The following is a 12,514-nucleotide window of genomic DNA, read 5'->3' as shown; positions in this document are numbered from 1 at the left end:
GAATCTATACTGCAGTGGCGTAACGCGGTAAATCAGCATTTTATGCTGGTAATCGCGCCGGGCAGCGGCTTGTTATGGCCGCGCCAAACTGCGATAGTTGTTAATTATTCTGCAACACTGGTTAACGTTGAGGTTCGCGATGTCTGACGACATGAAGAATATCAAGGGTTCGTCAGCAGGCGAACAGGGTGGACTGCGCTCGATGCAGGAGGTGGCGATGAGCGATCAAGATGCCAGCAGAATGCTGCGCACCTATAACATTGCCTGGTGGGGCAATAATTATTACGACGTCAACGAACTGGGACATATCAGCGTTTGTCCCGATCCGGATATGCCGGAAGTGCGCGTTGATCTCGCCCGCCTGGTGAAAGAGCGCGAGGCCGATGGACAGCGTTTACCGGCGTTGTTCTGCTTTCCGCAAATTTTGCAGCACCGTCTGCGTTCGATTAATGCCGCTTTCAAGCGTGCGCGTGAATCCTACGGCTATCAGGGCGATTACTTCCTGGTTTACCCCATCAAGGTCAACCAGCATAAGCGCGTAATTGAATCGCTGATTAACTCTGGCGAACCGCTGGGGCTGGAGGCAGGCTCGAAAGCGGAGCTGATGGCGGTGCTGGCGCACGCGGGCAAAACGCGGACGGTGATCGTCTGTAATGGCTATAAAGATCGTGAATATATCCGTCTGGCGCTGATCGGCGAGAAGATGGGACACAAGGTTTACCTGGTAATTGAAAAAATGACCGAGGTAAAACTGGTGCTGGAAGAGGCTGAGCGCCTGAATGTGGTGCCGCGCCTCGGTATTCGTGCGCGTCTTGCTTCGCAGGGTTCCGGCAAGTGGCAGTCAAGCGGCGGCGAAAAATCGAAATTCGGTCTTTCCGCTTCGCAGGTATTGCAGCTGGTGGAAATTATGCGCAACGCCGGACGTCTTGATAGCCTGCAACTGCTGCATTTCCATCTCGGCTCGCAGATGGCGAATATTCGCGATATCGCGACCGGCGTGCGTGAATCAGCGCGGTTCTACGTCGAACTGGCGAAGCTTGGCGTGAATATTCACTGCTTCGACGTTGGCGGCGGCCTCGGCGTGGATTATGAAGGTACGCGTTCGCAGTCTGACTGCTCGGTGAACTACGGGCTGAACGAATATGCCAACAACGTTATTTGGGCGATTGGCGATGCCTGTGAAGAGCACGGCCTGCCGCATCCGACGGTGATTACTGAATCGGGGCGTGCGGTGACCGCGCATCATACCGTGCTGGTCTCAAACATTATCGGCGTGGAGCGTAACGAATTCAGCACGCCCAGCGCGCCTGAAGAGAATGCGCCGCGCCCGCTGCTCAGCATGTGGGAAACCTGGCAGGAGATGCATGAGCCGAATACGCGCCGTTCGCTGCGCGAGTGGTTGCACGACAGCCAGATGGATCTGCACGATATCCATACCGGTTACTCGCAGGGCACCTACGATCTCAGCCAGCGCGCCTGGGCGGAGCAGCTCTATCTGAGCATCTGCCACTATATTCAACAGCATCTGGATCCCAGCAACCGCGCCCATCGTCCGATTATCGATGAGTTGCAGGAACGCATGGCGGATAAGATTTACGTCAACTTCTCGCTGTTCCAGTCGATGCCGGATGCCTGGGGTATCGATCAGCTGTTCCCGGTGCTGCCGCTGGAAGGGCTGAACAAAAAGCCGGAACGTCGCGCGGTACTGCTGGACATCACCTGCGATTCCGATGGCACCATCGATCATTATGTTGATGGCGACGGCATTGCGACGACTATGCCGATGCCGCAGTACGATGTGGATAATCCGCCGATGCTCGGCTTCTTTATGGTCGGTGCTTACCAGGAAATCCTCGGTAATATGCATAACCTGTTTGGCGATACCGAGGCGGTGGACGTTTACGCTTTCCAGGACGGCAGCGTGGAAGTGCAGCTTTCTGACGAGGGCGATACGGTGGCGGATATGCTGGAGTATGTGCAGCTGAACCCGCAGGAGCTGCTGGATCTGTTCCGCACTCAGGTTAAACAGACCGAGCTTGACGAAGAGCTGCGCGCGCAGTTTCTCGAAGAGTTTGAGGCGGGCCTCTACGGCTACACCTATTTAGAAGACGAATAAGTGACGATGCGGCGGCAGGCGTCAAAAAATGCCATTGCCGCCGCACTGCCGTGCAGTGATAATCGCTACAGAATACCCATCAATCCCTTCCTCGTCGGGTTTAACGACGCGGAGGGGATTTTTTTTCATCTGAACAGCATGTCGGCCCCGCCGCCATGAATAGAGGGAGTTGCTATGAATAACACCAACGCCTTAGGCCATCAGTACGATAACTCACTGGTTGCAAACGCTTTTGGCTTCCTGCGCTTGCCTGTCAATTTCCAGCCTTACGACAGCGATGCTGAGTGGGTCATCACCGGCGTCCCCTTTGACGCCGCGACTTCAGGGCGTCCGGGTAGCCGTATGGGGCCGGGAGCGATCCGTCAGATTTCTACTAACCTGGCGTGGGAAGGCTGCCGCTGGCCGTGGGATTTCGATCTGCGCCAGCGTCTGAACATCATCGACTGTGGCGATCTGGTATACGCTTTTGGTGATTCGCAGGATATGAGCGATAAGCTACAGGCGCATGCAGAAAAACTGCTGGCCAGCGGTAAGCGTATGCTGACTTTCGGTGGCGATCACTATATTACGCTGCCGCTGCTGCGTGCCCATGCGAAGCACTTCGGTAAAATGGCGCTGGTGCATTTCGATGCGCACACCGATACCTACTCCAACGGCCCGACTTTCGATCACGGCACCATGTTCCACCATGCGCCGCAGGAAGGCCTGATTGAGCCGGAACGTTCGGTACAGATCGGCATTCGTACCGAGTTTGATAAAGATCTTGGCTATCACGTGCTGGATGCGGCACAGGTCAACGATCGCGGCGTGGACGACATTCTGGTGCAGGTAAAACAGATTGTTGGTGATATGCCGGTTTACCTGACTTTCGATATCGACTGCCTCGATCCGGCACACGCGCCGGGCACCGGTACGCCGGTTATCGGCGGCCTGACCACCGATAAGGCGCTGAAGTTGATTCGCGGTTTGCAGGGGCTGAATATCGTTGGTATGGATCTGGTTGAGGTTGCGCCAGGCTACGATCAGTCCGATCTTACCTCGCTGGCGGCAGCCACTATCGCGCTGGATATGCTGCACGTGCAGGCGGTAAATAAGGCGAACAAAGGCTAATTTTTGCTGCCGCTGTTTTACCGAACAGCGGCGCTATTTATTCAGCGCTACTCTGAGGTTTATCCGAATTTAATTGTTTAGTTTCTGGCAACTTCCTTTGTTTGAATAAACCTCTCTTCTGTCTGTTCCGAAATTTTATTTTCTGCCATCTTATCGATTCTTATTTTCTATTTATCCATGCTTGTTAATAATCACTATTAGAAACTGGTTAACAGGTGAAACTTATTGTTTAATAAGGATAAATTAATTTTTAGTTTCACTGGTGAAACTTTACTGCCCGGATTTAATTATTCCGTTACGGACGTTTCTCTCATCTGCCCATTATCCTTTTCCTTCCTTTTCGTGATCGCCACCACACTTAGTTAACTAAAAGTAACTAATTTAACAAATCCGCTACTTTAATCCTTGACGTAAATTTCACCGCTTTTATATTGACCGTATTAAATAAGAAACAAAGTTTCATATATGAAACAAAAGCCTGGAGGATCGTGATGAGCTGGATAGGCGTATGTAATACAGAACAGGTGCAGGAAGATTTTCCCTGGGGTGGCGAAGTTGCGGGTAAAGAGATCGGCGTTTATCTGGTGGATGGCGAATATTACGCCCTTGAAGATATTTGCCCCCATGCCTATGCGCTGCTGAGCCAGGGATTCGTTGAGGATGGCAAAGTTGAATGTCCGCTGCATGAAGCGGTGTTCGATCTGAAAACCGGGCAGTGCCTGCACGGGCCTGGCGGACGTAGCCTGCAACGTTATCCGCTGCGCATCGACGGAAATCAAATCCAGATCGCCTTTATCGAGGAGAGCGTTTCATGAGCACTGCCCAGGAATTCAACCCGGCGTTGCCGGAAAGCCGCCAGTTCACGCCGCCGAAAGAGGGCGGCAACGGCACTATCCACAAACCGGGCGATTACCAGAACCTGATCTGGCAGACGCGCAGCCGCGTGCCGGAAAGCTGGGAGCTGGCGCTGATTGCGCAGCTGGAAGATCTGTTTGAGCAGGGTGCAGAAACGCTGCCGGAACTGGTGAACGGCTTAAACGCGAAGAAAATGTATGACCAGCAGGGCGAAGCGTGGAGCGAAACCAGCTTCCGGGCATTTTTACAGGTCAACGGTTACTGAGGGGAAAGGCGATGACGACGGCAGTTCAACACTATCTCGATAAAGGATTACGCGGCCTGTGGTATCCGGTGCTGGCAAGCTGGGAAGTTCAGTCGGCTCCGGTTGGCATCACCCGCCTCGGTGAGCAGATCGTGGTATGGCGTAATCAGGATGGTCAGGTGCAGGCGCTGGAAGATCGCTGCCCGCATCGCGGCGCTCGCCTGTCGATGGGCTGGAATCTCGGTAACCGCATCGCCTGCTGGTATCACGGCGTGGAAGTGGCTGGAGACGGTGAGGTAAAAAACGTGCCCGCTGTGGATCGCTGTCCGCTGGTAGGCCAGCAGTGCGTGCGCAGCTATAACGTCCAGGAAGCGCATGGCGCAATATTTCTCTGGTTTGGCGTCACGGCAGATCAGCAGCCGGATGCGCTGAGCTTTCCGCAGGAGCTGGCAGATAGTGAAAATCACAGCAATTTCCTCTGTACCGCCGCCTGGCAGTGCAACTATCAGTACGCGCTGGAAAACGTCATGGACCCGATGCACGGCACCTATTTGCACTCATCCTCGCACTCGATGGCAGAAGGCGATCGCCAGGCGGAGATGGTGTTGCAGCCGACCCAGACAGGTTTCGTCTTCGAGAAAAAAGGGCAGAGCGGCGTCAACTTTGACTGGGTCGAGCTGGGCACCAGCGGAGCCTGCTGGATGCGTCTCTCCATCCCTTACAAAAAGCGTTTTGGGCCGGGCGGCCACTTCTGGATCGTTGGCATGGTCGTGCCGGAAGATAACGATCACTGCCGGGTCTTTTTCTGGCGTATCCGCCGCGTGCAGGGCTGGCAGCGCGATCTCTGGCGTTTTATGTACCGCAACCGGCTGGAAAAACTGCACTGGGAGGTGCTGGAGCAGGATCGCGTGGTGCTGGAAAACCTCGCGCCGGACGCGCGTGAACATGAATATCTTTATCAGCACGATGTCGGCCTGTCGCGCCTGCGCCGCATGATGCAGAAGGCGGCAAAAGAGCAAATTGCACAACGCGAAGCGCAGCAGGGAGCCGCCTGATGAGCGGCCTGTTGCAGGACAAACGTATCGTGATTACCGGCGCCGCGCGCGGGTTGGGCTACGCCTTCGCCCAGGCCTGTGCAGAGCAGGGGGCGAGCGTGGTGATGTGCGACATCCTGAAAGGCGAGCTGGCGGAAAGCGCCCAGCGCCTGCGCCAGGCGGGGCATCGTGTAGAGACGTATCAGATCGATCTGGCTGACAGCCATCAGATCGAATACGTCTTTGCCGCTATTGGCGCGCAGGGCGCGATTGATGGCCTGGTGAATAATGCGGCGCTGGCAACCGGCGTCGGCGGCAAAGATATGTTTGATTATGACCCGGCGCTGTGGGATCGGGTGATGACGGTAAACGTTAAGGGAACCTGGCTGGTGACGCGTGCGGCCGTGCCGCTGATGCCGCCCGGTTCCGGCATTGTTAACGTGGCGTCTGATACCGCGCTGTGGGGCGCGCCGCGCCTGATGGCCTATGTTGCCAGCAAGGGCGCGGTGATCGCCATGACGCGCTCGATGGCGCGTGAGCTGGGCGCAAAACGCATCCGCATCAATGCCATTGCGCCGGGGCTGACCCGCGTTGAGGCGACGGAATATGTTCCGGCGGAGCGCCACCAGCTGTATGAAAATGGGCGGGCACTGAGCGGCGCGCAGTTGCCGGAAGATGTTACCGGCAGCACGCTGTGGCTGCTGAGCGATCTGTCGCGTTTTGTTACCGGGCAGCTGATTCCGGTCAACGGTGGCTTCGTCTTTAACTGAATGTTGCGGAGGCGGTATGGCGAATCAGCAGGAGATTAAATATCTGGTGCCGGGCCTGGAGCGCGGGCTGCAACTGCTGCTGGCGTTCGGTGGACAGCATCGTGAACTGACCTTCGCCGAGCTGCATCGGCTGGTGGATATGCCGAAGGCGACGGCGTACCGCGTAGTGCAGACGCTGGAGTATATGGGTTTTTTGCAGCGTAACCCGCGCACCAGCACCTTTTCGCTGGGGATGAACGTGCTGCGGCTGGGATTTGAATATATCGCCTCGCTGGATGTAGCGCAGGTTGGGCAGCCGGTTATTGAGCAGCTGCGCGACAGCAGCGAATGCAGCAGCCATCTGGCGATCCGCGACGGGCACGACATCATCTACATCGCCCGCGTTAGCGCCGCCGGTTCTCGCATCAACCAGGTCAGCATCGGTACTCGTCTGCCGGTACATTGCACTTCGCTGGGGCGCATGCTGTTGACCGATGTGACGCGCACCGAGTTCGAACAGCTCTTTCCGCAGGAGCGGCTGCCGGGCAACGCGCCGGATCAGTTGCATAACCGTGAAACGCTCTGGCAGATGGTGCAGCAGGATAAAGCGCGTGGCTATGTGATCGGCGAATCCTTTTTCCGCCACGGCATCTCCTCCATTGTCTATCCGGTGTTCAACCGCAGCGGGCGCGTGGCGGCGGTTGTGAGTATTTTAGTGCCGTCGGGTGAAGTGCCGCACAGCGCCCGCGAGCGATTGCAAAATGAAGTACGCCTCGCGGCGGATAAGATCTCTGGCTTCCTGGGTTATTTGTCTAAAGCCAGTTAATTCAATCAGTTAAAAACAGGCGCTTCACTGCGTCGGGCAATCTCTACGCCCAAATCCGGGCGACTGAACGGTAAAGAGGCAACCAATGCGTGTAACGGGAATTGAAAAGCTGGAGTTTGGCGTTGATAACCTGAGCGACTGCGCCAAATTTATGTGCGATTTTGGCCTGACCAGAGATGCCAGCGGGCATAAATTTACCACGCTCAGCGGGGCGCGCCTGGAGCTTAGCCATATCGACAGTCCCGACTTGCCCCCGGCGTTTGAGTCAGGTAACACGCTGCGCCGCATGACCTGGGGCGTAGCTGATCGCGCGGCGCTGGAGGCGCTGCGGCCAAAGCTGGCGCAGCAGCCCGGCTTTCGCGCCACGGAAGATGTGCTGGAGTGTCGCGATCCTAACGGTATGACGCTGCGTATTCAGGTCACGCAACAAACGGCGGTAAACCTCAATGTCGAGCCGATTAATCAGTGGGGCGATATGCGCCGCGTGGATACGCCCAGCCCGGTTTACGACCGCGCCGAGCCGATTAATATTGGGCACGTGGTTTTTTTTGTAGAAGAGCTGGCGGCGGTAGAGGCGTTCTATCGCGATATCCTCGGCTTTCAGGTTTCCGATCGCTACGTTAACCGCGCCGTTTTTCTGCGTACCCAGGCGCGTGGCGGCCATCATAATCTGTTTTTGCTCCAGCTGCCGAATCGTAAGCGCGGGCTGAACCATGTCGCCTTCACCGTGCGTGACATTCATGAGGTGATCGGCGGCGGCATTGCGATGAACAAAAACCACTGGAGTACGTTTATCGGGCCGGGTCGCCATCCGGTTTCCTCCGCCTATTTCTGGTACGTCAACAGCCCCACCGGCGGCGCATTCGAATATTACACCAACGACGATTATCTGACAGAGAACTGGCGTCCCCGTGAGCTGGAGCATTCGCTGGTCTCCTTTACCGAATGGGCGGTGGAGGGCGGTATCGATCACGATACGCGTCGCCAGCAGAAAAAACCGGAGGCGGTATGACGGCGCGTATCGTGATTATCGGCGGTGGTCAGGCGGGCGGCTGGGCGGCGAAAACCCTGCGGGACGAAGGCTTTCGCGGTGAGATCGCGGTGGTGGCCGATGAGCCCTGGGATTTTTACGAGCGCCCGCCGCTTTCCAAAAGCGCGTTGCTGGAGCCGGATGCCGCGCTGCCGCGCCTGTTCAGCGCTGAAATGCAGCAGGCACTCGATCTGCGCTGGTATCGTCCGCTGCGTGCGGAAGCGATCGATCGCGTTGCGAAAAATGTGCTGCTGAGTAACGGCGAACGGCTGGCCTATGACCAGTTACTGATCGCCACCGGCGGACAGGCGCGGCTACCGAACGCGGCCTGGCGTCAGCATCCGCAGGTCTACACGCTGCGTAACTGGCAGGATGCGCAGCGGCTGAAAGCCTGTCTTGCCGGTACGCAACGGCTGGCTATCGTTGGCGGCGGCTGGATTGGGCTGGAGATTGCCGCTTCAGCACGTCGATCCGGCGTGGCGGTCAGCCTGTTTGAGCAGCAGCCAGCGCTCTGTATGCGCTCGGTAAACGCTGACGTTTCTGCGGCGCTGCATCAGCTGCACCGTGAACAGGGCGTGGATATCCGCTGTGGCTGTGGCGCGCTGGAGCTGGAAGATGAGGGCGGCAGGCCGGTAATACAGTGCGACGGGCAGCGTGAGCCGTTTGATGCGGTGGTGGTAGGGATCGGCGTTGAGCTGAATCTGGCGCTGGCGCAGCAGGCCGGACTGGCTATCGGGCGCGGCATTGTGGTTGATGCGCAGGGCAGGACATCCGATGCGGCGATCTTTGCCGCCGGTGACGTGGCACAGCATCCGCGCTATGGCATTTCGCTTCAGTCATGGGCATTCGCGCAGAATCAGGCTATCGCTACCGCCAGAGCGATGCTGAACGAGGCGGCCCCCGGCTATGACGACATTCCGTGGCTCTGGTCAGATCAATATCAGCACAATATCCAGATCCTCGGCGTTCCGCAGCCCGGCAGCCGTAGCCAGATACGGCAGACGCCGCAGGGCAATCTCTACTTCTCTCTCGGCACCGATGGCGTGCTGAACCAGCTGGTGGCATTTAACGATGCGCGCACCGTCAAGCTGGCGAAACGCTGGATGGCTACCGGACGCGATCTGTCGCAGGTGCCGCTGGAGGATCCGGCGTTTTCACTGATGACGTTGCGCTGAATATGGCTTAGCCCCCAGGGGGAAAAATGACCACATTTGAGACTAACACCGTCGCAGTGGCTGACGGTGAGGGCAGCTGCACGCCTGAAAAACCGATCCGCTGGACGATCCCGCTGGCGCTGCTGGCCTGCGTGCTGCTGGCCTTCTTCGATAAGATCAGTATCGCCGCGCTCTTTTCCGATGCGCATTTCCAGCAGGCGATGGGCATCGATTTCGATACCACGCGCCTCGGCATTCTGATGAGCGCCTTTCTGCTGAGCTACGGTTTTTCCTCGGTGCTGCTAAGCGGCCTGGGCGATCGCATTGCGCCACTGCGTTTGCTGAGCGGCATGATGGTGACGTGGTGCGTGCTGATGGTGCTGATGGGATTAACCCATAACTATGCGGTGATGGTGACGCTGCGCATTCTGCTGGGCGTGGCGGAAGGGCCGCTGTTTCCGCTGGCGTTCGCTATCGTACGCCACACCTTTCCGCAGCGGTTGCAGGCGCGTGCCACCATGCTCTGGCTGCTCGGCACGCCGGTGGGCGCCGCTATCGGCTTCCCGCTGTCGCTGTGGCTGCTGAACACCTTTGGCTGGCAGAGCACCTTTTTCGCTATGGCACTGTTAACGTTGCCGGTGCTGGCGCTGGTACGCAGCGGCCTGCGCGGTATTCGCCTGTCACCCGCCGATCAGGTCGCTATCCCACAACCGGCGCGCCGCGCCGCGCGTCGTGAGCTGCTGGTCAGCGCCCATTTCTGGATGATCTGCATTTTCAATATCGCCTTCCTTACCTACCTGTGGGGCATCAACGGCTGGCTGCCCGGCTACCTGATTAAGGGCAAAGGCATTCACCTTGAACATGCGGGCTGGCTCTCTTCCATGCCGTTTATCGCCATGCTGATCGGCGAGGTGCTGGGTGCCTGGCTGTCGGATCGCCTCAACCGGCGCGCCGCCGCCTGCTTTATCTCGATGGCGGGAGCGGCGCTGGGGCTGGCGGTAGTGATGCAGCTCAACACGCCGCTGACGGTGATCGCCGCGATGAGCTTCAGCACCTTTATGTGGGGCACCGGCGCGCCAAATATTTTCGCGCTGCTGGCGAAAGCGACCCATCCGCGCGTCAGCGCAACGGCGGGCGGCATTTTTAACGGGCTGGGCAACTTTGCCGGGGCGCTGTCGCCAGCGGTGATGGGGGCGCTGATCGCCTGTACGCAAAACATGGATTCCGGCCTGATCTTTCTGACCATTATGGCGGCGTTGGGCTGCGTTCTGCTGCTGCCGCTGCTGACACGTTACTGAGGAGATAACCATGAGTGATACCACCCTGAACCCCGGCATCAAACCGGCGCACCTGACCATGGAAGAGTGGGTAGAGTCGCGCATCGCCCGCTTCGAAGGGCGTAAATATGACTGGAACGCGTTGAAGTTCCAGGCCGATTTCGATCCCAAATATCGTCGCGCCCAGATGCGCTATATCGGCACCGGAGCAACCGGCGTGGCAAGCGACAGCAACACCGTTCCGGCGGAGCATTTCACCTTCTCTACTATGGTGCTACCAGCGAAATGTGAAGGGCCGCTGCATCTGCATGATGATGTGGAAGAGGTGTTCTTTATGCTGAAGGGTACCATCACGCTGATGATCAAAGATGGCGATAACTATCTGGAAACCATTTTGCGCGAACGCGATCTGATCTCCGTTCCGGCGGGCATCTATCGCGGGTTGTTCAACCACGGTGAAGAAGAGGCGCTGATGTGCGTGATGCTCGGCACGCAGAAACCGCACATTCCTACCTATCCGGAAGATCATCCGCTGGCCAGCGTTAAACGTAATTAAGGACGCGCAATGACGGACTGGCTTGAGCAGGGGAACGGCGCGGCGCTGACGTTGCTGCACGGTATCAGTTCCGGGGCTGCCGCCTGGCATAAACAGATGGCGCTGCCGGGTTGCCGCGTGCTGGCCTGGGAGATGCCCGGCTATGGTGCCAGCCCGCCGCTGGCGGTGGAAAAAGCGCTGGCGGGTGACTATGCGCAGGCGCTGGCGACGCTGCTGGATCGTCAGGGCGTGCAGCGAACGGTGCTGGTTGGACACTCGCTCGGCGCGCTGGTTGCCGCTGCGTTTGCCGCGCGCTTTCCAGAACGTGTTATTTCGCTGGTGCTGGCCGATCCGGCGCAGGGCTACGGTACAGCGGACGCGGAGCGGCGCGAACAGGTATGGCGCAGCAGAGAGCAGCAGATAGCGCTGGGCGGCGAGCTTCTGGCACAGACACGCGCGGCCAAGCTGCTGCGCCCCGATGCCAGTGCGGAGGATATCGCCACCGTTGCCAGCGGTATGCGGCGGCTACACGCTGAAGGGTTCCTGGCCGCCGCATGGATGCTGGCCCATGACGATATTCACCGCTGGCTGAGCCACTGGCAAAAGCCGTTTGAGGTCTGGTGCGGAGAACAGGACAGCATTACACCGCCCGCCCAGGCCGAGGCGCTGGCGCAACATTACGGCGTGCGCTGGCAGTTGATCCCCAATGCCGGTCACGCCAGCTATCTCGATAACGCGGCGCAATTTAATCAACAGCTGTTAAGGGTAATGAAAGAAAGAGGTGCGGTATGAAGGCACAAGTTGAAGGGCGCGTGGCGGTGGTCACCGGCGGCTCATCGGGCATCGGCTTTGAAACGCTGCGTCTGCTGCTGGGCGAAGGAGCGAAAGTGGCCTTTTGCGGGCGCGATCGGGATCGGCTGGCCAGCGCGCAGGCGGCGTTGCTAAACGAATATCCGCAGGGCGATATCTTCGCCTGGTGCTGCGACGTATTGCAGGAAGATCAGGTAGCGGCGTTCGCTGAAGCGGTACAAACGCGTTTTGGCGCAGTCGATATGCTGATTAACAACGCCGGGCAGGGTTATGTCGCGCACTTTGCCGATACGCCGCGCAGCGCCTGGCTGCATGAGGCGGAGCTGAAGCTGTTTGGTGTGATCAATCCGGTTCAGGCTTTTTTGCCGCTGCTGGAACGCTCCGAGATCGCCTCCATTACCTGCGTCAACTCGCTGCTGGCGTTACAGCCAGAGGAGCACATGATTGCCACCTCGGCGGCGCGTGCGGCGCTGCTGAATATGACGCTGACGTTATCTAAGGAGCTGGTTGGTAAAGGGATCCGCGTCAACTCCATTCTGCTAGGCATGGTGGAATCGGGGCAGTGGCGGCGGCGCTTTGAAAACCGCAGCGATAAACAGCAAAGCTGGGGTGAATGGACGGCGGATATTGCCCGCCAGCGCGGTATCCCGATGCAGCGCCTGGGTAAACCGCAGGAACCGGCGCAGGCGCTGCTGTTTCTCGCCTCACCGCTCGCTTCGTTCACCACCGGCGCGGCGCTGGATGTCTCCGGCGGCTTCTGTCGCCATCTGTAAG

Annotated in this window: 13 protein-coding genes; all 13 read left to right on the top strand. The window is 58.2% G+C overall.

Features of this window, described 5'->3' with window-relative positions; translation table 11 throughout:
* Positions 1-139 precede the first annotated feature (139 nt).
* The 13 genes from speA (at position 140) to C7M51_RS13215 (ending at position 12,513) form a co-directional block, all read left to right on the top strand.
* Complete coding sequence (gene speA / locus C7M51_RS13275) at positions 140-2,116, top strand: biosynthetic arginine decarboxylase (RefSeq protein WP_160622225.1); 1,977 nt, start codon at positions 140-142, stop codon at positions 2,114-2,116.
* 174 nt (positions 2,117-2,290) lie between these two features.
* Positions 2,291-3,226: an agmatinase gene (speB, locus tag C7M51_RS13270; protein WP_160622224.1), complete on the top strand. Its 936-nt coding sequence runs from the start codon at positions 2,291-2,293 to the stop codon at positions 3,224-3,226.
* A 491-nt stretch (positions 3,227-3,717) separates the two neighbouring features.
* Entirely contained in the window at positions 3,718-4,041 is a 324-nt protein-coding gene (locus tag C7M51_RS13265; protein WP_160622223.1) for a Rieske (2Fe-2S) protein, read from the top strand.
* Complete coding sequence (locus C7M51_RS13260) at positions 4,038-4,346, top strand: recombinase-like helix-turn-helix domain-containing protein (RefSeq protein ID WP_160622222.1); 309 nt, start codon at positions 4,038-4,040, stop codon at positions 4,344-4,346. Before C7M51_RS13265 ends, C7M51_RS13260 begins: the two co-directional genes overlap by 4 nt.
* An 11-nt stretch (positions 4,347-4,357) precedes the next feature.
* On the top strand, positions 4,358-5,380 hold the full coding sequence (locus tag C7M51_RS13255; RefSeq protein WP_160622221.1) for an aromatic ring-hydroxylating oxygenase subunit alpha: 1,023 nt from the start codon (positions 4,358-4,360) through the stop codon (positions 5,378-5,380).
* On the top strand, positions 5,380-6,129 hold the full coding sequence (locus tag C7M51_RS13250) for an SDR family oxidoreductase (RefSeq protein WP_160622220.1): 750 nt from the start codon (positions 5,380-5,382) through the stop codon (positions 6,127-6,129). The genes C7M51_RS13255 and C7M51_RS13250 overlap by 1 nt, the downstream gene beginning before the upstream one ends.
* Positions 6,130-6,145: 16 nt before the next feature.
* A complete protein-coding gene (locus tag C7M51_RS13245) occupies positions 6,146-6,934 on the top strand; it encodes an IclR family transcriptional regulator (protein WP_160622219.1) in 789 nt (262 codons plus the stop codon).
* 85 nt (positions 6,935-7,019) lie between these two features.
* Positions 7,020-7,946 (top strand): VOC family protein, encoded by a 927-nt coding sequence (locus C7M51_RS13240; RefSeq protein WP_160622218.1) that lies wholly within the window; start codon positions 7,020-7,022, stop codon positions 7,944-7,946.
* Positions 7,943-9,139: an NAD(P)/FAD-dependent oxidoreductase gene (locus tag C7M51_RS13235; RefSeq protein WP_160622217.1), complete on the top strand. Its 1,197-nt coding sequence runs from the start codon at positions 7,943-7,945 to the stop codon at positions 9,137-9,139. Before C7M51_RS13240 ends, C7M51_RS13235 begins: the two co-directional genes overlap by 4 nt.
* A 26-nt stretch (positions 9,140-9,165) precedes the next feature.
* Positions 9,166-10,416, top strand: a complete 1,251-nt coding sequence (locus C7M51_RS13230) for an MFS transporter (protein WP_160622216.1) — start codon at positions 9,166-9,168, stop codon at positions 10,414-10,416.
* A 10-nt stretch (positions 10,417-10,426) separates the two neighbouring features.
* Complete coding sequence (locus C7M51_RS13225) at positions 10,427-10,951, top strand: cupin domain-containing protein (RefSeq protein ID WP_160622215.1); 525 nt, start codon at positions 10,427-10,429, stop codon at positions 10,949-10,951.
* Between the two features lie 9 nt (positions 10,952-10,960).
* Positions 10,961-11,722, top strand: coding sequence for an alpha/beta fold hydrolase (locus C7M51_RS13220; RefSeq protein ID WP_160622214.1), 762 nt, complete (start codon positions 10,961-10,963; stop codon positions 11,720-11,722).
* Positions 11,719-12,513 carry an SDR family oxidoreductase gene (locus C7M51_RS13215; protein WP_160622213.1) on the top strand — a complete coding sequence of 265 codons (795 nt, stop codon included), beginning with the start codon at positions 11,719-11,721 and terminating at the stop codon, positions 12,511-12,513. Before C7M51_RS13220 ends, C7M51_RS13215 begins: the two co-directional genes overlap by 4 nt.
* Position 12,514 lies beyond the last annotated feature (1 nt).

The organism is Mixta intestinalis (assembly GCF_009914055.1).
In the GTDB taxonomy this organism is placed as follows: Bacteria; Pseudomonadota; Gammaproteobacteria; order Enterobacterales; family Enterobacteriaceae; genus Mixta; species Mixta intestinalis.
Note: the sequence above shows the minus strand (reverse complement) of the source record. Positions and strands in the feature narration are given on the sequence as shown.

Bases quoted from the DNA above. Each gene is read 5' to 3' on its own strand.
- speA (WP_160622225.1), top strand. From the start codon at position 140: ATGTCTGACGACATGAAGAATATCAAGGGTTCGTCAGCAGGCGAACAG.
- C7M51_RS13215 (WP_160622213.1), top strand. From the start codon at position 11,719: ATGAAGGCACAAGTTGAAGGGCGCGTGGCGGTGGTCACCGGCGGCTCA.
- C7M51_RS13255 (WP_160622221.1), top strand. From the start codon at position 4,358: ATGACGACGGCAGTTCAACACTATCTCGATAAAGGATTACGCGGCCTG.
- C7M51_RS13220 (WP_160622214.1), top strand. From the start codon at position 10,961: ATGACGGACTGGCTTGAGCAGGGGAACGGCGCGGCGCTGACGTTGCTG.
- C7M51_RS13230 (WP_160622216.1), top strand. From the start codon at position 9,166: ATGACCACATTTGAGACTAACACCGTCGCAGTGGCTGACGGTGAGGGC.
- C7M51_RS13260 (WP_160622222.1), top strand. From the start codon at position 4,038: ATGAGCACTGCCCAGGAATTCAACCCGGCGTTGCCGGAAAGCCGCCAG.
- speB (WP_160622224.1), top strand. From the start codon at position 2,291: ATGAATAACACCAACGCCTTAGGCCATCAGTACGATAACTCACTGGTT.
- C7M51_RS13265 (WP_160622223.1), top strand. From the start codon at position 3,718: ATGAGCTGGATAGGCGTATGTAATACAGAACAGGTGCAGGAAGATTTT.
- C7M51_RS13235 (WP_160622217.1), top strand. From the start codon at position 7,943: ATGACGGCGCGTATCGTGATTATCGGCGGTGGTCAGGCGGGCGGCTGG.
- C7M51_RS13240 (WP_160622218.1), top strand. From the start codon at position 7,020: ATGCGTGTAACGGGAATTGAAAAGCTGGAGTTTGGCGTTGATAACCTG.
- C7M51_RS13225 (WP_160622215.1), top strand. From the start codon at position 10,427: ATGAGTGATACCACCCTGAACCCCGGCATCAAACCGGCGCACCTGACC.
- C7M51_RS13250 (WP_160622220.1), top strand. From the start codon at position 5,380: ATGAGCGGCCTGTTGCAGGACAAACGTATCGTGATTACCGGCGCCGCG.
- C7M51_RS13245 (WP_160622219.1), top strand. From the start codon at position 6,146: ATGGCGAATCAGCAGGAGATTAAATATCTGGTGCCGGGCCTGGAGCGC.